This window comes from Bradyrhizobium paxllaeri (assembly GCF_001693515.2).
GTDB classification, from domain to species: Bacteria; Pseudomonadota; Alphaproteobacteria; order Rhizobiales; family Xanthobacteraceae; genus Bradyrhizobium; species Bradyrhizobium paxllaeri.
The window spans coordinates 7,912,421-7,931,384 of the sequence record NZ_CP042968.1 but is presented as its reverse complement, the minus strand read 5'-3'; the positions used below and the strand labels follow the sequence as shown (position 1 = coordinate 7,931,384).

Genomic DNA, 18,964 nt, shown 5'->3' with positions numbered 1-18,964 from the left:
GGTTTCGAGGTGCGATGCGGCTGGTGGCATTCCTCGCTACGGCATCATGCGGCGCGGCGAGCGACAATAACGATCGGCTATCGACTCTATGGCGAGAGGTGATTTCCGTGGCCGGCGCTGCAAGGTCACTCTCCAAAATCAAGGTCCAATCAATCTCTGGATCGGGCGCCGCGATGGCGCTCCGCCGACTACGGGTGTTCATTGAACGATAAAATGGTGCGAAAGAGAAAGACGCTGATGTCTCAAGAGGGGTACGACATTGTCATTGTTGGCGCAGGCGCGGCCGGCTGCGTCGTCGCGAGTTATCTCGCCGAACACACCAATGCGTCGATCGCGCTGATCGAAGCGGGCGACATGGATCGCGATCCGTTCATCCACATTCCCGCCGGCTTCGCCAATATACTGGTCCACGACCGGCATGTCTGGAAATACGAGACGGTTCCCCAGCACGGCACCAAGCGAGCATATCGCTCAGGCAAGGTGCTCGGCGGCGGCTCCTCGATCAACGCGATGTGCTACGTCCGTGGTCAGATACGCGACTTCGCCGCGTGGCAAGACGCGGTCGGCGACACCGGCAAATGGTCGTATGAAGACCTGCTTCCCGTCTTCATGGCGCAGGAACGCAACGACACCTTCCATGACGAATATCACGGCATCAATGGTGGTCTGGCGGTCCAGTTGCCCAAGGGCATCAACGAGCTGAACCAATATTGCCTCAAGGCCTTCCAGGAATATGGGATTCCCTATAATCCCGACTATAACGGCGAGAGCCAGATCGGCGTTTCGCCGGTGCAGTCGACGGTCGGAAATCAGCGCCGGTGCAGCGCGGTCGACGCTTATCTGCGTCCGCACCTCGCCTCAGGCCGCGTCACGCTTCTCACTGGCAAGACCGTCGTTCGGATTCTTATCGAAAACAAGCGGGCTGTCGGCATCGAGCTGAAGGACAACGGCCTCGAGAGGATCATGGCCGGCGAGGTCGTGCTGTCGGCCGGGTCCGTCCATAGCCCGAAGATCCTCATGCACTCGGGCATTGGACCGGCCGAGCACCTTCGCCAGCGCGACATCGCGGTGATCGTCGATTCTCCGGAGGTGGGCGAAAATCTCCAGGACCACCCGATGGTACCGGTCCGTGCCTACGTAGAGGGCGATCTTGGCTATCAGGCGGCCGCGCAGGGCCTCGGCACCGTGAAGGCGGGCCTGCGTTATCTCATCACCAAGGATGGCCCGGCGTCGGGCAACGGCATCGAGACGGTTACCCACTGGAATCCATCCGACTTCTCCGCCGAACCCACGATCCAATGCTATCACGCTCCCATCGTCTTGAACGAGCAACTCGGCCCGGCGGGCGACCGCTCGGGCGTCACCTTCGAACTCGTGGTGCTTCAGCCCAGGAGCCGTGGCTGGGTGCGGCTGGCCGACAGCGACCCGACGTCGATGCCTCTGATCAACCCGAACTTCATCGGTGAGGAGGAAGACTTGAAGGCCGCGGTGGAATCGGTACGCGCGATCCGCAAGGTCATGGCCCAGGAGTCGTTGGCGTCGGTGATCGAGGAAGAGATGGATCCCGGCCCGCATATCCAGTCGGACGCGGAGATCGGCGAATGGGTGAAGCGTGTCGTGACGACGATGTGGCACCCGGTCGGAACGTGCCGGATGGGCCAGGATGCGCGAGCGGTGGTTGACGCAAGGCTCAGGGTCCGCGGGGTCGACGGCCTCCGGGTGATCGACGCCTCGATCATGCCGAACATCACCAGCGGCAATACCAACGCCCCGACCCAGGCGCTCGCGCGCCACGCCACGGCGATGCTGGTCGAGGATCTGAAGCGGACCTAGTAAGCTCCGGCGCAAGCCGGCGACGACGCTGGCAGCAGTCTCCCGACCTCGCTCGCCGGGGGCGGGGTGGGAGTTGTCTATACTCTTGTCAGAACGAGTAGGCGAGCGGGGTGTTCGTGATCGTAACCCACTGCCACTCGGTGAACGGTTTCGCAAAATGCTTGTTCAGAGCAATTCCCTTGCGAACGGCAAGACTGCATCAACCCTGAAGGAGGCATCAAAATGAGTCTAGAAGACGCGAGAAAGCGCCGCGAGGCACCGCTCGACACGCCGAGCAATCTCGGCTCCAATGCCACCAAGGATATTTCGGCCGCCCTCACTGTGCTTCTGGCGGACGTATTCGCGCTTTATGTCAAGACCAAGAACTTCCATTGGCACATATCGGGCCCGCATTTCCGGGATTATCACCTCCTTCTCGACGAGCAGGCCGAGCAGATCTTCGCGATGACGGATGAAATCGCCGAAAGAGCCCGCAAGATCGGCGGCACAACGATTCGCTCGATCGGCCACATCGCCAGGGTGAAGCATATCGAGGACAATGATACGGATTTTGTTACACCCGAAGGCATGCTGGCCGAGCTGAAGGAAGACAACTTTGCGCTCACCCAGCGCATGCGGCAGACTCACAATGTCTGCGACGAACATGGCGATGTCGCCACGGCCAGCCTGATCGAAAACTGGATCGACGAGGCAGAGCGCCGCACGTGGTTCCTGTTCGAAGCGACTAGGAGAGCTTAATCCCGAGCGCACGCCTGTTGCCCGCCGAAGGCCCGCTCCCCGCATGGACCGACGACCATGTTGATCATGCCATCAAGAAAGGCAGTCGAAAGATGCCCTTTGCGGCTTGGGTCGCGAAGTGCTTGCGCGGCAGGCTGGCGCGGATGGGCACCCCTACTGGGAATTCCTATTGGTGACTTTCATGAAGCTCGGTTCCGACGAGAGCTTGTGGAGAATACAGAGTTCCGAAAATTCAACGACGGCTACGTATGACAGTGGACTGCTCGTCTGAACTCGCCGACGTCATAGACGCACGCTTGGAGGAGGCTCAGCGACGAGGCGCATGCCTTTTTGGAACGCATCGACAATTGGCCGCCAATCTTACGTGCTTTGTACGATCGCCCACCCAAGCTAATCACGTGCACTTCGTTGAACACTGCGGTCAACTTGAAGCGAAATGTTGCAAGCAGCCCCGATACACAACGAACTCGTGCTTTGGCTGCGCACGTCCAACCCATCAGACACTCGGTTTAGGGTGCTTACCCTTCTGGGCTTTGCCCTCCTTGGCTATCCGCCGATAGTCGCTGGGATCTCGATTGTACGCCTTTCGAAAAGCTCGCACAAAACTTGAACGGCTCTCGTACCCCGCATTATGAGCAATGACGTCGATCGACATCGTCGTTGTCGTCAAATTGATCGCAGCCTGGCGCATTCTCAAGTCTCGCAAGACGACCATCGGGGATTGTCCAAAGATGTCCGAGAATCGCGCCATGAACGCCGAACGACTCAATCCTGCACTATGTGCCAAGCTTTGAACTGAATGGGCGGCTCCTGGCCGCGCCACCATATCTGCAAAAGCACGAGTGACCTGCCTGTCGGAAAGTATCGAGAATCGCTCAGTCCAACGCTGGGATGACCTGAGGGACCGTCGCACCAATGAGACAACGATTTGCTTGAGCAGAGACGCTGTCATGGCTCCAACGCCGACCTCTTGCTGCAGCAACTCGTCCATAGCCTCGCGAAGCTTCAGATCGATCTTGTCCGCCGGCTCGAACTGCTCGATCACTGGTTCGCTGAGTTCTCCGAACAACCTCACAGACTGACCAAAGGATGCATTAAAAAAGCCGCATACCTGAACGATTTCGGGTTTCTCATTCGGCACTGCGACGCGGAGGATGCCGTCTTGACGAGTCCAGCAGTCTCTCGAAATGAGCTTCGGTGGGCCACTTCCACCGTCGACCTCGATCGCGAACGGAGTGTTTGGCGGCACGATGATGAGCAAATGAGGGCTCAACGGCATCTCGGGTCCGCCGTTGATCGATATGCGACCCACGCCACTCAAGTTGTAGTGGATCCCGGGTGCGTCAATCATTCCCATTTCGACTCGATGACCGTGCGGCACCAGAATCTCAGTCAGCGCGATGACATCGATGTCGAGCGCCTGCATCAAGTTGTCGAGGTCTGTTGTAGACAATTTGACAGTGGAGCCCGTGGCCAGCGAAACGTTCTGCCCGAAGAGAGCCTGTGTTGGGACCGCTTTCGAAGTGTGCATGACTGTAGTAGCCCTTTGCTGCTCGGCTACCGGTGCCGATAGTGCTCCGAAGCCCGTTCTCCGAAGATCAGCGAGGGCGTCGCCATGCTCGTTCGCCACTGACTGACCGTCTTCCCGGAACTAAATGGGGCAATCATGATCAGAACACCGTAGTATGGAAGTGAAATTCTCGCAGATCAATCCTGAGCCGCCTTCAGATCGAAGCTGACAACAATAAGGTCTTGGACGCCGTCACGCAGCGTGCTGCGGGCAAGCCAAAAAGTTGTACTGAGCCACTTCGTCTCTCGCCAATCGAGTCTCGCGACGTCTCGAGACGAAATTGGGGCACTGAACGGACCAAGCCGTACTTCGGTTGCCGGCACCACACATTACAGCTTCGAAGTGGATCGAGTTTGCAATCCGAGACGGCGTCCTTCTGAGAGGCGACTTTTCCGAGCAGAGACCGCGAACGCTCCCGTAGTCATTATGCTCCGGGGCTTTAGTCCTGGACCGTCATCCCGTGCGCGCAGCGACGCGCGGGATGACGGGAGAGGACTAAGACGACGACTTCAGCGAATTTGTATCGATTGGCAGGCTGCGCACACGCTTGCCGGTCGCGGCGAAGATCGCATTGGTGACCGCCGCACTGACAATAGCTGTCGGAGCTTCACCAACGCCACCTGGAGCTTCTGCGTTCTTGATCAGGTGCGTCTCCACCAGCGGCACCTCGTCGATACGCATCGGCAGATACGTGTCGAAATTGCTCTGCTCGACGCGTCCATCCTTGAAGGTGATCGAGCCATGGAGCGCGGCGGTCAGCCCGAAAAGCGTTCCACCCTGAACCTGTGCTTCGATCGTATCGGGATTGACGTACATGCCGCAATCAATCGCACAGACGATCCGCTTGACTTTGACAGAGCCATCGGCCGCCACTTCGACCTCGGCGACCTGCGACACGTAACTTCCGTATGCGAATTGTACCGAAATCCCGCGGCCATGCCGTGAGGGAGGTGGCGATCCCCACCCTGCTTTTTCTGCAGCAAGCGACAGAACAGCAAGCGCTCGCGGATTGTGGCCAAGCAATTCCTTTCGATAAGCGACAGGATCCTGCTTCGCGGCATGAGCGAGCTCATCCATGAAACTTTCGACCACAAAAACATTGTGAGTCGGTCCGACGCCGCGCCACCAAGACGTCCGGACACCAGGGGGCTCGACCCGGACAAAGTCGACGAGGATATTCGGCAGCGCATAGGGCGGTTTCTCCGCCGCCTCTACGGCATCGGGGTCCAATCCGTCCTTGAAGTAAGGGGGATAATAGCGAGCCATGACTGAGGAGCCGGCGATGCGATGCGTCCAGGCAACCGGCTTGCCGGCCGCGTCAAGTCCGGCCGAGAGCCGATCGAGATAGTACGGCCGATACATATCGTGCTGGATGTCTTCCTCGCGGCTCCAGATCACCTTCACCGGGCCATGGACGTGCTTGGCGATCTTGACGGCCAGCACCGTGCCATCGGCCTCCAGCCTTCGGCCGAAGCCACCGCCAATCAGATGATTGTGAATTTTGATCGCATCCTTTGGCAGGCCGGTGAGTTCGGCTACCAGAGACTGCGTGATCGTAGGCGCCTGTGTCCCGACCCAGATGTCGCAACGATCCTTCTGCAGATGAACGGTGCAGTTCATCGGCTCCATCGCCGCATGGGCCAGGAAAGGCACCTGATAGATAGCGTCAACCCGTTGCGCCGCCTCCGCAAGAGCCTTCCGTGCATCGCCATCGTTACGAGCAACTGCGCCCGGCTTTTTGGATTCCTCCTCCAATTGCTTGACGATACCGGCGTTGCTGACCTTGCCGTTCAGCCCGTCGTCCCACGTGATGGCGGCGGCCTCGAGCCCCTTCTTCGCCGCACCCGTATGATCCGCCACCACGGCAACAGCTTCATCGATATTGACCACCTGCCGGACGCCCTTCACCGTCACCGCGGCCTTCTCGTCCACCGTTTTCGCTTTGCCACCGAGCACGGGCGAAATAGCAACCGCTGCAACCTTCATACCCGGCAGCCGCGTATCGATGCCGTAGAGCGCGCGCCCATCGACCTTTATCTCTGAATCCACGCGCTTGGCACGCGTGCCGATCAGGGTGAAATCCTTCGGATCCTTCAATTTGACGTTTGCCGCAGGCGGCACAGGCAATTTCGCCGCGGCCTTCGCCAGTTCGCCGTAGCTCAGATGCTTCGAGCCTGATGCATCGAACACGACGCCGTCCTTGGCGCGGCAAGTCGCTGGATCGACGTTCCAGCGCTTTGCGGCTGCCGCAATCAGCAGATTACGACCCACCGCCCCTGCCTGACGCAGCGGCGTCCAGAAGGCGCGGACAGAGGCGGAACCACCTGTATTTTGAATGCCTATGATAGAGTTGGCGTAAAGCGCATGATTTGGCGGCGCATGCTGAACCTGAATCTGGTCAAGCTTCACTTCCAGTTCTTCAGCGAGAAGCATCGAGAGCGACGTGTAAACGCCCTGTCCCATCTCGATCATCGGAATGATCAGGGTCACGGCGCCGGTCGGATTGATCCGTATAAATCCGTTCGGCGCGAAAGTACCCGTGACCTCGTTTTCGACCACCTGCGAAGCAGGCACCGCGAAGACGGACTCCGTGCTTGCACCGGTCACCGCAAAACCAAGCAGCAAACCCGTGCCCTGAAGAAAGGCGCGCCGCGACATCGCTGTTTCATCGGCAATCTGCTCTTTCAGAACGAGCTTATCCATGATTTAAAACTCCCGCAGCGTGCTTGATCGCAGCGCGGATGCGCTGATAGGTGCCGCATCGGCAGACATTCCCCGACATGGCGGCGTCGATGTCGTCATCCGTCGGCTTCGGCGTGTCCTTCAGGAGCGCCGCCGCCGACATGATCTGGCCGGACTGGCAGTAGCCGCACTGCACCACCTCCAGCTCCAGCCACGCCTTCTGCAAGGCCGCGCCCTGCGGCGCCTGGCCGATCGCCTCGATCGTGGTGATCGCGCTGTCGCCGACGCTGTCGAGCGGCGTCTGGCAGGAGCGGACAGGCTGACCGCCGACATGCACAGTGCAAGCGCCGCAGAGCGCCTGGCCGCAGCCGAACTTGGTCCCGGTCATGCCGAGCACGTCGCGCAGCACCCACAAAAGCGGGATGTCGCCGTCGACATCGACCTGATGGGGTGTGCCGTTGATCTTTAATGTGAAAGCCATGGATACCTCTTGAGCGCGTTGGGAGTGAGCGGTGAGCCGACGAACACCTACGCATTGAGTTTCTTCGGCAGGATCAAGTTGTCCGATGCGGTATATTCGGGGAGATTGGATTCGGACTGAGGTTGCCTTGGGCGTTACTCGATGAAATCTGCGACACTGGTATCCACTGATCGCAGCGCGGGACGAAATTTTCCAATAGCCGACATGTATAATTTCCATAGCAGCGGGGAATACCGCTGCGACGGTCCTCTCTGCCATTCTATGGCGAACGCTGGGTTCCGATGCCCGGCACCACGGCCGCGCGATGAAGCGCCGGCCGGTGATTGCAGCTGAGGTGCAGTCGGCAAGCTAACGCCTGTGCCTCAGCTCTTCGGTGGCGCGCCGGAGCACCTCGTGAAGCCATTCGTGCGAGGGTTCGTCCTCGACGCGTTCGTGCCAGAGCAGCCGAACCTCCACGGGCGTCGTGGTGTAGGGCAGTTCATGGGTCGTGATCGCATGCGCTTGTTCGAGCACACGCGCCAGGGGTCGCGGAACGATAGCCGCCAGCTCGGAATCGACCAGCAGCGCGGGCAGGGCAAGGAAATGCGGCAGCGAGACCGCGATCCGTGGCGGCCGGTCGCTGTCGGACAGCGACCGTTCGAGCGCGGGGCGATCGTACATCTCCGAGCGTCTGGCAAGTCCGCGCTCGAAGATGAAACCGCCGATCGCGCCCTCCTGCTCGCCGCCAAAGGACACGACGACCAGCGGCAAGGTCGCGAGCTTTGCCTTGTCGAGCCGGCCAAGCTTGCGCTTTCTGCCAACGATCAGCACATCGTCATATTCGAACAGCAGCGCCGTGCGGAAGCGGCTCGGCGGAGACGAGAACACGCCGATCGCGACGTCGATGCGGCCGAGGTCGATTTGCTCGGCAAGATCGATCCGCGTCACCGGCTTGATGGTGAGGTCGATCGACGGAGCCTCCCGGCTCAAGATCTTCAGGAGTGGCGGCGCCAGCACCATCGTCGTGAAGTCGTTGGCTGCGAGCGTAAACGGCTTGGTCGAGACCGCCGGAGCGAAGGTCGGCAGTTCGACCGCGGCCTCCAGCGATCGCAGCGCCTGGCGAACCTGCGGTGCCATCGTCAACGCGCGGGCCGTCGGCTGCATTCCGGTGGCAGTGCGCACGAACAGGTCGTCGTCCAGCATCTCACGCAGCCGCGCGAGCGAGTGGCTTACGGCGGACTGACTCAGCGCGACCTTCTGGCTGGCCCGCAGCACGCTGCGCTCTTCCATGACGGCGTCGAATACTTTGAGCAGATTCAGATCCAGGGTCTTGAAGGAAACGGACACGCTGAGAGTCCTGTCTGTAGCGGATCGCTCGCTTCGGCAAAATTCCACGATCGACGGCAGTTAAGGCCAGTCGATTGGCGGATGCAACCAATCGGATCGTGCGGAGCGCATCGTCCTCTCGCGGCCGCCGGCTAGCTGAAGCTGGCTCAGGATCACTCTGCAAGACTTTCACTTCCGCAACGCAGCGTTCTGGCCAAGATTGCCGGCACCGGGTTGGGAGGAGAAAAGCGATGAAGGCCTGGGTGATGTCGGCCCGAAGTGGCGCGCGTAAATCGATCGGACTGGCGTTGATGCTCGTGGCGACGGCGACGTCGGCGGCTGCACAGAACGGGCCGGTCAGGCTCGGCGTGCTGACCGACATGTCGTCGCTCTACGCCGACAATGGCGGGCGGGGCTCGGTCGTCGCGGCGCAGATGGCGGTCGACGATTTCAAGGGCAAGGTGCTCGGGCGTCCGATCGAGATCGTTGCGGGGGATCACCAGAACAAGGCGGATATCGGTTCGGCGATCGCCCGGCGGTGGCTGGAGAACGAGAACGTCGAGTCGATTCTCGACGTCGCGAATTCCGCCGTCGCGCTGGCCGTGCAGGGCGTTACGCGCGACAAGAACAAGCTGTTTCTCGCCACCGGTGCGGCCACGTCCCGGCTGACCGGCGATGAATGTTCGCCGACCGGTATCCACTGGACGTACGATACTTATGCGCTGTCGCAGGGGACGACGAGGGCGATTTCACGTCTCGGTGCCAAGAGCTGGTTCTTTCTTTCGGCAGACTATTCGCTCGGTGCGCAGCTCGAGGCCGACAGCCGCAAGGTGATCGATGCCGCCGGCGGCAAGGTGGTCGGCGCCGTGAAGCATCCGATCAATACGTCTGATTTCTCGTCGTTCCTGCTGCAGGCGCAAGCCTCCAAAGCGGACGTGATCGCCCTCGCCGACGCCGGCGGCGACTTCATCAACGCCGTGAAGCAGGCGGGCGAGTTCGGCGTGACGCGCGGGCAGAAGCTTGCTGGCCTGATCGTCTTCATCGCGGACATTCACAGCCTCGGGCTGCAAAGCGCGCAAGGCCTGATGCTCAGCTCAGCGTTCTACTGGGACCTCAACGATGAGACGCGTGCATGGTCGAAGCGCTTCATCGAGAAGACGAAGAAGGTGCCCACCATGATCCATGCCGGCACCTATGGTGCGGTGATGCACTATCTCAAGGCGGTCGAAGCCGCAGGCACGCTCGATGGACCCACTGTTGCCGCCAAGATGCGCGAGCTGCCGGTAAACGATTTCATGACCCGCAACGGCAGGATCCGGCAGGACGGCCGACTGGTCCGCGATATGTATCTGTTCCGCGTCAAGTCGCCGGAGGAGTCGAAGTACCAGTTCGACTACTACCAGTTGCTAGCCACGATCCCGGGGGAAGAGGCCTTCAGACCGATGGAGGAGGGCGGATGCTCGCGCGTGAAAAAGCCGTGATCGACCGGGACGCGGCGTGCGGAGTTGCGCGCAGTCCGATCGACGAGGCGATCGCTGGCCGGCTCTCGTGCCGTGAGTTCTCCGGCAGTCCCGTGTCGCGATCGACCATCGAGCAAATCCTGCGCGTGGCGCGGTTCGCGCCGAGCGGTGCAAACATCCAGCCGTGGCACGCCTACGTGCTTGCAGGCGCAGCCAGGGCCGAGGTGTCCGCTGCGCTTCTGCATGCATATGAGAACGAGCCGAGCGAGCACGTCTCCGAATATCAATACTACGCCAGCGCTTTCCCCGAGCCGTATCTCAGCCGCCGCCAGGAGTTCGGGCGATTGTTCTATGACTCGCTCGGTATAGCTCAAAGCGACGTTGCGGCGAGGAGCCGGCAGACTGCAAAGAACTACGCGTTCTTCGGCGCGCCGGTTGGATTGATCGTCACCATCGACCGCCGCCTGGCCATGGGAAGCTGGCTCGATCTTGGCATGTTTATCCAGAACGTGATGTTGGCTGCGGTGGGACGCGGGCTGCAATCCTGTCCGCAGGAAACCTTCGCCAAATTCCACCGGATATTGCGTCCGCTGTTGTCGATCCCCGCCGAACAGATGGTGGCCTGCGGGATTTCGATGGGCCACCCCAAGGAGCGGTCGCGAGCGCGGCTGATGCCGCGCGCGGATGTGGAGGCGTTCGCCTCCTTCAAGGGTTTCGAGGAATAGAACAGGAGAAAGTCATGGGAAGCCGTGAACAGCTGATCGAACGCAGCATTCCGTTTCTGCGTGAGGTCAAGGACATGACGCCGGGCGCGGCGATGGAGCGATGGCTCAACGAGACTTATGGAGAGGACAGCGCGCTCTACCGGGATCTCGCCCGTCTCATCAAAATGGGGGTCGAGGAGGGCTGGGCGGCGAACCAGGAGGTGGATGGCCCGAACTATCGGCGCAGCCGCATCCTTGAGCCGGTCCCCGAGACGTTCCAGTTCAGCATCACTGCGGTCTACATGAACAGCACCGATCCACGCCGCTTCAAGGACGAGGACGATCACGACGTGCTGCGCGGGCAATATCACGGCCATCCTTATGGCGAGCTCAACCTCGTCGTTCCCCTCGACAAGGGCGCGCAACTGAAGGGATTGCAGGGCTGGCAGGGGCCCGGTTGGACGGCGCCGGATCCCGGCAGTCGGCATTATCCCGAGGTCAGGGGTGGCGCGGTGATCGCCCTGTTCTATCTGCCGGCCGGGCGCATCTCCTACGATTTCAAGGCGCCGGCCTGACGTTCGGCGCCGGCAGTCCGATTAGCAGCTATGCCGCGAGCCGTGGGATTGCCCTTGGACCAATCAAAGGGAATCGAGTGTTGCACCCCCCGCGGCCAAGCGCTCTGCGAAACAGTGTTATGGCCCGTCCTGCGGCCCATCGAGTGCCGACGGAAAACGAACGGCCGGGCCAGAGGTGCAGTGGTGCGACGGCAATTTGCGTTTCGCTAGTCGCTTGATGGCAGTGTTGTCGGCGGGTCATTGGACGGGACAGGTTTTGTCGAATGCCGAATTCCATTTTCCGCCGGTAGCTCAAACGGTGGGTTTTGGTCCAGGAAGGTCGAAAATGCTTTATCTTTCAATGGGGATTGACTGACACTCTCTCCGCCAGTCAGTCGGGACAACCCTTTTGTATATTCTAGGAAAGTTCATAATTTCGGAGGGACGTTCCCCAATCTTCCCGACCCTTCTGGACTGTCTTGGCGTTCCCACGTTGCGTGGAGGGCGGTTAGATCGCGGTGGCGAGTAACGTGGGTAGTACACAACTTCATTGCTCTACGCCGATGTCGGCCATTTTCGTCGCTGGGCAAATCAGGCTAGTTTGATCGCGTTTCCCTCGCTCCGGTGCGTTCATGGCTAAGGCCGACCACATCAAGAAACTTGTCGGCAGCTATGGCCGGTCGCAGGAGTTTCGCGCGGCGGCGCTTCGGATCATTGATGAAGCGGCGAACCAAGGTAAAAAACCCTTTGCTGACGCACTCCGCAAAATTCTCGATGCTAACGTCAGCCCGGACTATCAAGCCTCTCAACCGCGCTTAACGTCGCTAGGGTCGCAGGTCGATCCCGCCACGAGCTTGGTTGATGAAATCAATGTCACTCGCGGCCTACGGGACATAGTGCTAAACGCCGATACACGGTCACTCGTTGAAGGCATTATTGAAGAGCGCCGGCGAAGTGAAGAGCTTAGGCGTCATCGGCTGCCGTTATCGACGCGCATACTTTTCGCGGGGCCACCGGGTTGCGGAAAGACATTTTGTGCGGAAGTCTTGGCAAGAGAGTTGTCTCTTCCCTTATTCGCGGCGCGTATTGATGTTCTCGTTTCATCCTTCTTGGGTGAAACTGCCAGTAATCTCCGCCGCCTGTTTGAATTCGCAGGGCGTCGACCCTGTGTGTTGTTTCTGGATGAGTTTGACGCGTTAGCAAGAACTCGTGCCGACACCACTGAACACAACGAATTGCGTCGTGTTGTGAACAGTCTGCTTCATATGATTGAACGCTTTCGCGGGCCAGGATTGGTTATTGCCGCGACTAACCTGCCGCAGTTCCTTGATGAAGCAATATGGCGTCGCTTTGACGAAGTTGTATCTTTCGATCCGCCGGGAGAAAAAGAAGTTGCGCTTTTGCTAGCTCGCCAGTTCGCGAACTTTCCACCGCATTTCAATATTGAGAGCATAAGTCCCAAGCTCATGGGCATGTCCTACGCTGATATTGAGCGCATTTGCGTTGATGCAATTAAGAAAGCAGTGTTGAAAAAACGCAAATCCGTCAGCGAAACAGAGTTTGCCTCTGCTCTTAGACAGGAAATGCGACGGAAGGGGCTAACTTCGCTCGGGAAAATGTAGCGGGCGAATGGCTACTTTTCCCCATCTGCCGCTTGAACGTTTGGTGGGCGATATCGACCGGCGTCGGGTACCTAATCCCGTGGGGCCGCCTCAGAGGTCGGCCCCAGCACATGCTGCACAAATCCAAGCGAAAGTAGATACTGCCGTAGCTGAGCAAAGGGTGGTTCCGCCAGTCGAGGGAATTAACCCTGAACTTATCCTCAAGGTGTCGCTTGCCCATCCGGTCCAAGAGGATAGTTGGCGCACTGCGGGGCTGAAAGTGCTTGCGCAGGAGCCTAATGATATTCTGGTTCTATTCTCTGATGACGTCGAGTTACGCGAATTCCGCACGCGGCTCGGCCAATATCAGGCTGATACACCGGAAGGCCGCCAAAACCCCGCTTACAATTCGTTGTTCGCATCAATCGAAGATATCGGAAGTATTTCCCCGAGCGATAGGATTGGTCCCCGGCTGCGCAACGATGGCATAGTTCAATTGAACGACATCAGGGTTGATGCTGACTATGGTATCGATGTCGAACTTTGGGATGCGCCTACCCAAATGGACAGGGAAGTCCGTGTCCAACTCCTAGTGCAACACATCCAAAATGAGGGTGGGGAGGTCCAATCCCGGTACATCGGGACGGCCGGGCTGATTGTTCTACGCGCACGCATGAGAGGCTCGCTCTTGCGCGCCGTCCTCGAAATGTCAGCCGTATCGTGCGTCGATTACCGGCCGATCCCTGATCTCGGCGAACGTGACGTTCCATTGATCCACTTGGAGCGGCAGCCAGAAGCAACGGCTCCTCCTGCCGACGCGCCGATTATCGGCATTGTTGATAGCGGAAGTGTTGATCATCCGCTGCTTACTCCAAGTCTCATCGAAGCAATCGGAGTGCCCGCTAATTTGGGTACAGCCGACATTTGGGGGCACGGGACGAAAGTGGCAGGAATTGCAGCTTTCGGGGACGTGCGCGAGTGCGTTGATCAGCAATCCTTTCAAAGTCCGGTTCGCATCATTTCTGTTAAAGTCGTCAATGACCAAGGTCAGTTCGATGATGTCGAAACCATTCCCCATGTCATGAAGCAGGCGATCACGGCACTCCATGAGCGCGGGTGCCGACTGATAAACGTATCGCTCGGTGATAAATACAAAATTCCCTATGATGGAGGACGCGTCTCGCAATGGTCCGCGACGCTCGATCAACTCGCGCGAGAGCTTGATGTAGTAATTGTCGTATCGGCCGGGAACTCGGCCGGTGGCGCACAAGCGCCATGGGGTGTTCCGGCTGAGAACATCATCGGTGCTTATCCAAATTACCTTGTCGCTCCCAACAATCGGATTGTTGAACCGGCGACGGCGGCGATAGCATTGACCGTGGGAAGCCTAGCCCACGCTAATGGTCTCCCGGCCGACTTTGGAGGCGCTGAACTGCGAGCGATAACCTCAACGAACACCCCAACACCGATCACACGATCCGGACCGGGCATCAACGATGCAATCAAGCCGGACCTCGTTGATTTTGGTGGTACCTGTGTATTCGATGGAGGCACTCAACGAGTTGCTGCGGGCGAAGATTTTGCGAGTTCCGGCATGCTCACTCTTCGAGCGGACTATATCCAAGGGTTGTTAGCCTCCGCGACGGGTACATCGATGGCTGCCCCGCGAATTGTCTACAAAGCGGCGTTGCTCCTTCGAGCGCTTCCGGATGCATCAGCGAACCTAGTAAGAGCATTGCTTGCAGTGTCTGCGAGCCATCCGTCCGAAGCGATACAAGCCTTGTCACCATTGGGCGACAAAGCGATGAGGCACTGCTTGGGTTACGGGATACCAGATCTATATCGCGCGCTGAATTCCGAAGAGGCGCGCGTCATCATGTTTGCAGATCGGCAGGAATTGCCCATCGACCAATTCGCGCTTTACCGCGTACCATTGCCGAAGGATTTTCAATCAACAAAGGGAAAGCGAGCCATCAAAGTGAGCTTAGCCTTTGATCCACCCGTCCGTCATAGCAGACTCGAATACCTCGGATTGAGGATGAATTATCATTTGCTTCGTGGAATGACACCAGAGGCAATCATTGAACATTTCCGGCACCGGAACAAAGATGAAGCTCCCTTTGAGGATTTGCCGGGCACAGCCAAGTGCAGCCTGTTACCGTCACGTGACGTGCGTGGAACGAGTACGCTGCAATGCTCAGTATTCAAGATGGCGAAGAACATTGATAGGTATGGCGACGATTACTATCTAGACGTTCGATTCCAAGAAACCCGCACTGGAACTGATTGAGTGTTGGCGGATTCCTCGGTTGCGGCTGGCGCGACGAGGAACAGTATCATGGCAGGATGGCGGCAAGCGATCGAATTGGCGATGACCGACGATGAGGTTGAGACGTTGGCGGCTCTTTCGCGGTCAAGAACCGAGCCAGCGAGCCGGGTCTCGCGGGCACAGATGCTGCTGGCCTACCGGGATAATCCGTCGTTCTGTGCCGTGGGGCGCAGACTTGGGGTCCATCACCAGACCGTCGAGCGCTGTGTCGAGCGGGCGCTGGCCCATGGCCCGCTGGGGGCCCTCGACGATCGGCCGCGGCCTGGCAGGGAGCCCACGATCACGCCGGAGGCCAAAGCTTGGCTGGCGTCGCTGGCGTGCGACAAGGCCAAAGACCACGGCCATCCGCATGAATTGTGGACGACGCGATTGCTGGCACGCCATGCGCGCGTGCATGGACCAGCGGCAGGGCACAGGTGTCTGGCCAATTTGGTCCAGGGCACGGTGTGCAAGATCCTCGGCAAAGAGGAAATCAAGCCGCACAAGGTGCACTACTATCTGGAGAACCGCGACAGCGAATTCGAACAGAAGATGGCCGAGGTCCTGTGTGTCTATCGTGAAGTCGAGGTTCTGAAAAAAACCTCTACCGGATCGAAGAGGCGAGGCAAGCCGGTGGCAATCGTCTCCTGCGACGAAAAGCCAGGAATCCAGGCTATCGCAACGACGGCGCCGGATTTGCCGCCCGTGCCTGGGGCTCACGCCACCTTTGCGCGGGATCACGAGTACAAACGTCATGGCACGCTCAGTCTGTTGGCCGGGATCGATCTGCTGACCGGCAAGGTCCATGCTCTCGTGAGAGACCGCCATCGCAGCCGGGAGTTCGTTGAATTCCTCAAGTTACTCGATGCCGCTTATCCGAGAGGCACTGCAATCAAGCTGATCCTCGACAATCATTCCGCGCACATATCGAGAGAAACCACAGCGTGGCTTAACGCCCGCCCCGTCGGACGCTTTGAACTCACCTTCACTCCCAAGCACGGCTCCTGGCTCAACCTGATCGAGGGCTTCTTCTCCAAGTTTGCCCGCTCGACGTTGCGCCACATCCGGGTGACCTCAAAACACGAGCTGAAGGAGCGCATCATGGCCGGCATCGACGACGTCAACCGCCATCCGGTCATCCATACTTGGTCCTACAAACTTGCCGAGGCCGCCTGATTATGATTCGAACCAAGGAAACGCTCGACTAGCTGTGTTCGCTGAACGGCGGTGGGCCGGAGAGGAGATCACCCATCAACGCTTCTCGGTGGCCGTTGAGTTGGAGCATGAGGCTGAAATCAACCTCTACAACCAACTCCGAGTGCGTGTTCGCGTTTGATGGCGAGTTGTGTCTTCTCGGCCGTGATAGGGCTCTAGGCGGGACCGGATGAGATAACGCTACGTTGGCAAATCACCAGGGAAGAACATTGATTGGGTATTTATACCATCCTCGTTGCGGTAGCGCTGGGCACGCTGGCAGAGATCAGTTTTGCTATCCGCAAGTGGTCACCCTAACGGGAGTGGCTATGTTTGCATGTAACCCGAAGCGGAAATGTCCGTATGTCGCATTATTGGACCGCGCGCTGAACTTCCTTATATGACGAGATGATTTTGGAGGTGGCTCAATGGTCAAGTCTACAGCGGCACTTGCCGAGACGGACGAGAGAGACAGAGTCCTTCTGAACGCCGTTGCCTTGCGACGCTTGCATTGCTGTCCGACAGTGAGCAGACGCAATGTTGATGCCAGGCGTGGTCTGCCGATGATCCATCGCTGACGTCGCACAAGTGTTTAGCACCGGCCCGACGGGAAGCCGGCCCGGCCCGCATCACACACAACCGGCTTGGAGAACGAACTCCCAAACCACTTGCTCGTCAACGAGCCATCATTGTCGATCCAGGGGATCGGCGGCAATTGCGGCAAATAAGATGCATACGGCATCACTTTCGCAAGCGTCACTCTGCCCGGAAATTTTGCGACGAACGCCTTGTTCATTCCGCCGTCGAGTCCGCTGTAGATCGGGGCAGCCGGCACGTCGTCTTTAACCAATTTCGCGTACGCGAGCTCGTCGGCGCGCCGCTTCTCCAGTGCCCGCCGCGCGATTTCCGGATTGACGACGAAGGGGGGACATTTTTCGTTCGGGTTGAACACGAGAGGATGCGGCGAATTCGCAGGCGGTTGCGCATTGAATACATAGCGGCGGTTGCACACATCCACCTTGGGTTCGAGTTGCGTCGTCTCGAAATGATCGTTGCCGATCTTGAGCATTTTCCAGAAGGGGAGGTTCGGACTGTTTCGATGCCGCGCCAGGTTCGCCGGCGTCAGGCGGAACGGATAAGCCTGCACCTGGAACGACGGCCGGCCGCTGAGCGAGTCGCGCGCCAGCGAATAGATTTCGCTGATCTGTTCGTCGGTCATGGCATAGCAGCCGCTCGACCAGCAGTCGCCGTGGATCATCAGGAAGCTGCCGTTGCGCTTGTTCGCCTTGTCGAAGCTGTTGGGGTAGCCGAGGTTGATCGACAGATAGAAGTTGGAGTTGGGATTCATCAACTCAGGTGTAATCGTATAAAACCCTTCCGGCGCCTGCCGGTCGCCCTCGTACAATTTCGGCCCGAGATCGCCCGACCAGCGGCAGATCGGATAGGTCTTGAGGATCTGGAAACGGCCGGTCGTGTCCTGTTTCCAGACTTCGAGCTCCGCCTCTTCCTTGAAAACACGCACGACGATCGGCGAATATTTCGGCATCTTCTTCTGCTCGAGCAGTGCGAGCAGTTCGGGCGGCAGTTCCTGTGTGGCCTTGGCCGGCAACGGCTTTGTGGTTTGGCCAAGGCACGTAACCGGCGTCAAGGCCGCGGCAACAGCCGCCGCCAGCACAAGTGCGCGTCGGACCATGGCGGGGATCACTGTTGCACCTCCAGCCACTTCGTCCGCTCGCCGCTACTTCTCGAACCCGACGAACACCGTAGCCTCCTCCACGGACTTCCGCTCCGACACCACCGCATTCGCCGGGAACGTCTCGTCCGGCCAGCCCAGCGCGATGCTTTTCATGATGACCTGATCGTCTGCGATCCCTGCGTGCTCGCGCACCACGGGGGATTGCATGATGCCCTGGCTGTTGATCACAGCGCCCAGCCCGCGAGACCAGGCGGCATTCACCAGCGCGGTCGCCACGGCGCCGCAATCGAAGGGCGTGTCGTCGCTGCCGTCGAGCACGCGGTCATAGGTGATGATCACGCAGACGGGCGCGTCGAATTGACGGAAGCCGCGCAGCACCCAGTCGTGGCGCTTGTCCTTGTTGTCGCGCTCGATGCCCATCGCGGAGAACAATTGCTTGGCGACGCCGATCTGCCGGTCGCGGTGCTTGCCCGCAAAGGGCTGCCCCGTGCGGAATTCGCGCGACTGCGGAATGCCCGCGACCATCCTTTCCGTGTTGCCGGCGCGGATCCGGTCCAGCGGTTCGCCTGATATGACGTAGAAATTCCAGGGCTGGGTGTTCATCGACGACGGAGCGCGCATCGCCAGACCAATGATTTCCGCAATCAGCGCCTTGGGTACCGGATCGGGCTTGTAGCCGCGGATGCTCCGGCGACCGAGAATGACGTCATCGAACTGCATCTGTGCCGAATTCCTCTGACAAGTTCTGAAACAGCCGGGATTTTCGCGGTTTCTGCACGCTCGCGCAAGCGCTGGCGGCGTGTCTTCGGCGGTCCAGCGACGCGGAACATGATTGCGT

At 59.3% G+C, this 18,964-nt stretch carries 15 protein-coding genes; 9 read left to right on the top strand and 6 right to left on the bottom strand.

Annotation, left to right across the window (positions count from 1 at the left end; translation table 11 throughout):
* Positions 1 to 237: 237 nt before the first annotated feature.
* From LMTR21_RS37900 to LMTR21_RS42120, 3 genes are all read left to right on the top strand, one after another.
* Complete coding sequence (locus LMTR21_RS37900) at positions 238 to 1,833, top strand: GMC family oxidoreductase (RefSeq protein ID WP_065752417.1); 1,596 nt, start codon at positions 238 to 240, stop codon at positions 1,831 to 1,833.
* A gap of 222 nt (positions 1,834 to 2,055) precedes the next feature.
* Entirely contained in the window at positions 2,056 to 2,571 is a 516-nt protein-coding gene (locus tag LMTR21_RS37895) for a Dps family protein (protein ID WP_065752334.1), read from the top strand.
* 248 nt (positions 2,572 to 2,819) lie between these two features.
* Positions 2,820 to 3,131: a DUF3095 family protein gene (locus LMTR21_RS42120; protein WP_084030551.1), complete on the top strand. Its 312-nt coding sequence runs from the start codon at positions 2,820 to 2,822 to the stop codon at positions 3,129 to 3,131.
* On the opposite strand, the gene LMTR21_RS37885 is transcribed toward LMTR21_RS42120, so the two are convergent.
* From LMTR21_RS37885 to LMTR21_RS37870, 4 genes are all read right to left on the bottom strand, one after another.
* Complete coding sequence (locus LMTR21_RS37885; protein ID WP_246174982.1) at positions 3,068 to 3,997, bottom strand: AraC family transcriptional regulator; 930 nt, start codon at positions 3,995 to 3,997, stop codon at positions 3,068 to 3,070. The genes LMTR21_RS42120 and LMTR21_RS37885 overlap by 64 nt on opposite strands.
* Before the next feature lie 639 nt (positions 3,998 to 4,636).
* Positions 4,637 to 6,844, bottom strand: a complete 2,208-nt coding sequence (locus LMTR21_RS37880) for a xanthine dehydrogenase family protein molybdopterin-binding subunit (protein WP_065752332.1) — start codon at positions 6,842 to 6,844, stop codon at positions 4,637 to 4,639.
* On the bottom strand, positions 6,837 to 7,304 hold the full coding sequence (locus tag LMTR21_RS37875) for a (2Fe-2S)-binding protein (RefSeq protein ID WP_065752331.1): 468 nt from the start codon (positions 7,302 to 7,304) through the stop codon (positions 6,837 to 6,839). Before LMTR21_RS37875 ends, LMTR21_RS37880 begins: the two co-directional genes overlap by 8 nt.
* Before the next feature lie 348 nt (positions 7,305 to 7,652).
* Positions 7,653 to 8,630: a LysR family transcriptional regulator gene (locus tag LMTR21_RS37870; protein ID WP_065752330.1), complete on the bottom strand. Its 978-nt coding sequence runs from the start codon at positions 8,628 to 8,630 to the stop codon at positions 7,653 to 7,655.
* Positions 8,631 to 8,860: 230 nt separating this feature from the next.
* Here LMTR21_RS37870 and LMTR21_RS37865 point away from each other — a divergent pair, with 230 nt between their 5' ends.
* The 6 genes from LMTR21_RS37865 (at position 8,861) to LMTR21_RS37840 (ending at position 16,412) form a co-directional block, all read left to right on the top strand.
* On the top strand, positions 8,861 to 10,090 hold the full coding sequence (locus LMTR21_RS37865; RefSeq protein WP_065752329.1) for an ABC transporter substrate-binding protein: 1,230 nt from the start codon (positions 8,861 to 8,863) through the stop codon (positions 10,088 to 10,090).
* On the top strand, positions 10,066 to 10,794 hold the full coding sequence (locus LMTR21_RS37860) for a nitroreductase (protein ID WP_065752328.1): 729 nt from the start codon (positions 10,066 to 10,068) through the stop codon (positions 10,792 to 10,794). Before LMTR21_RS37865 ends, LMTR21_RS37860 begins: the two co-directional genes overlap by 25 nt.
* Before the next feature lie 14 nt (positions 10,795 to 10,808).
* Positions 10,809 to 11,348: a 4-hydroxylaminobenzoate lyase gene (locus LMTR21_RS37855; RefSeq protein WP_065752327.1), complete on the top strand. Its 540-nt coding sequence runs from the start codon at positions 10,809 to 10,811 to the stop codon at positions 11,346 to 11,348.
* A gap of 611 nt (positions 11,349 to 11,959) precedes the next feature.
* The gene (locus LMTR21_RS37850; protein ID WP_065752326.1) at positions 11,960 to 12,949 is read left to right on the top strand and encodes an AAA family ATPase; all 990 of its coding nucleotides are present in this window, start codon (positions 11,960 to 11,962) and stop codon (positions 12,947 to 12,949) included.
* A gap of 7 nt (positions 12,950 to 12,956) precedes the next feature.
* Positions 12,957 to 15,218, top strand: coding sequence for a S8 family peptidase (locus LMTR21_RS37845; protein WP_084030550.1), 2,262 nt, complete (start codon positions 12,957 to 12,959; stop codon positions 15,216 to 15,218).
* Between the two features lie 48 nt (positions 15,219 to 15,266).
* Entirely contained in the window at positions 15,267 to 16,412 is a 1,146-nt protein-coding gene (locus LMTR21_RS37840; protein ID WP_065750743.1) for an IS630 family transposase, read from the top strand.
* A gap of 610 nt (positions 16,413 to 17,022) precedes the next feature.
* Here the strand turns inward: LMTR21_RS37840 and LMTR21_RS37835 are convergent.
* Complete coding sequence (locus tag LMTR21_RS37835) at positions 17,023 to 18,123, bottom strand: L,D-transpeptidase family protein (RefSeq protein ID WP_065750871.1); 1,101 nt, start codon at positions 18,121 to 18,123, stop codon at positions 17,023 to 17,025.
* A gap of 45 nt (positions 18,124 to 18,168) precedes the next feature.
* Positions 18,169 to 18,846, bottom strand: coding sequence for a nitroreductase (locus LMTR21_RS37830; RefSeq protein ID WP_065750870.1), 678 nt, complete (start codon positions 18,844 to 18,846; stop codon positions 18,169 to 18,171).
* Positions 18,847 to 18,964 lie beyond the last annotated feature (118 nt).

Coding starts and splice junctions, on each gene's coding strand:
- LMTR21_RS37900 (WP_065752417.1), top strand. CDS start 238: ATGTCTCAAGAGGGGTACGACATTGTCATTGTTGGCGCAGGCGCGGCC.
- LMTR21_RS37895 (WP_065752334.1), top strand. CDS start 2,056: ATGAGTCTAGAAGACGCGAGAAAGCGCCGCGAGGCACCGCTCGACACG.
- LMTR21_RS42120 (WP_084030551.1), top strand. CDS start 2,820: ATGACAGTGGACTGCTCGTCTGAACTCGCCGACGTCATAGACGCACGC.
- LMTR21_RS37885 (WP_246174982.1), bottom strand. CDS start 3,997: ATGCAGGCGCTCGACATCGATGTCATCGCGCTGACTGAGATTCTGGTG.
- LMTR21_RS37880 (WP_065752332.1), bottom strand. CDS start 6,844: ATGGATAAGCTCGTTCTGAAAGAGCAGATTGCCGATGAAACAGCGATG.
- LMTR21_RS37875 (WP_065752331.1), bottom strand. CDS start 7,304: ATGGCTTTCACATTAAAGATCAACGGCACACCCCATCAGGTCGATGTC.
- LMTR21_RS37865 (WP_065752329.1), top strand. CDS start 8,861: ATGAAGGCCTGGGTGATGTCGGCCCGAAGTGGCGCGCGTAAATCGATC.
- LMTR21_RS37860 (WP_065752328.1), top strand. CDS start 10,066: ATGCTCGCGCGTGAAAAAGCCGTGATCGACCGGGACGCGGCGTGCGGA.
- LMTR21_RS37855 (WP_065752327.1), top strand. CDS start 10,809: ATGGGAAGCCGTGAACAGCTGATCGAACGCAGCATTCCGTTTCTGCGT.
- LMTR21_RS37850 (WP_065752326.1), top strand. CDS start 11,960: ATGGCTAAGGCCGACCACATCAAGAAACTTGTCGGCAGCTATGGCCGG.
- LMTR21_RS37845 (WP_084030550.1), top strand. CDS start 12,957: ATGGCTACTTTTCCCCATCTGCCGCTTGAACGTTTGGTGGGCGATATC.
- LMTR21_RS37840 (WP_065750743.1), top strand. CDS start 15,267: ATGGCAGGATGGCGGCAAGCGATCGAATTGGCGATGACCGACGATGAG.
- LMTR21_RS37835 (WP_065750871.1), bottom strand. CDS start 18,123: ATGGTCCGACGCGCACTTGTGCTGGCGGCGGCTGTTGCCGCGGCCTTG.
- LMTR21_RS37830 (WP_065750870.1), bottom strand. CDS start 18,846: ATGCAGTTCGATGACGTCATTCTCGGTCGCCGGAGCATCCGCGGCTAC.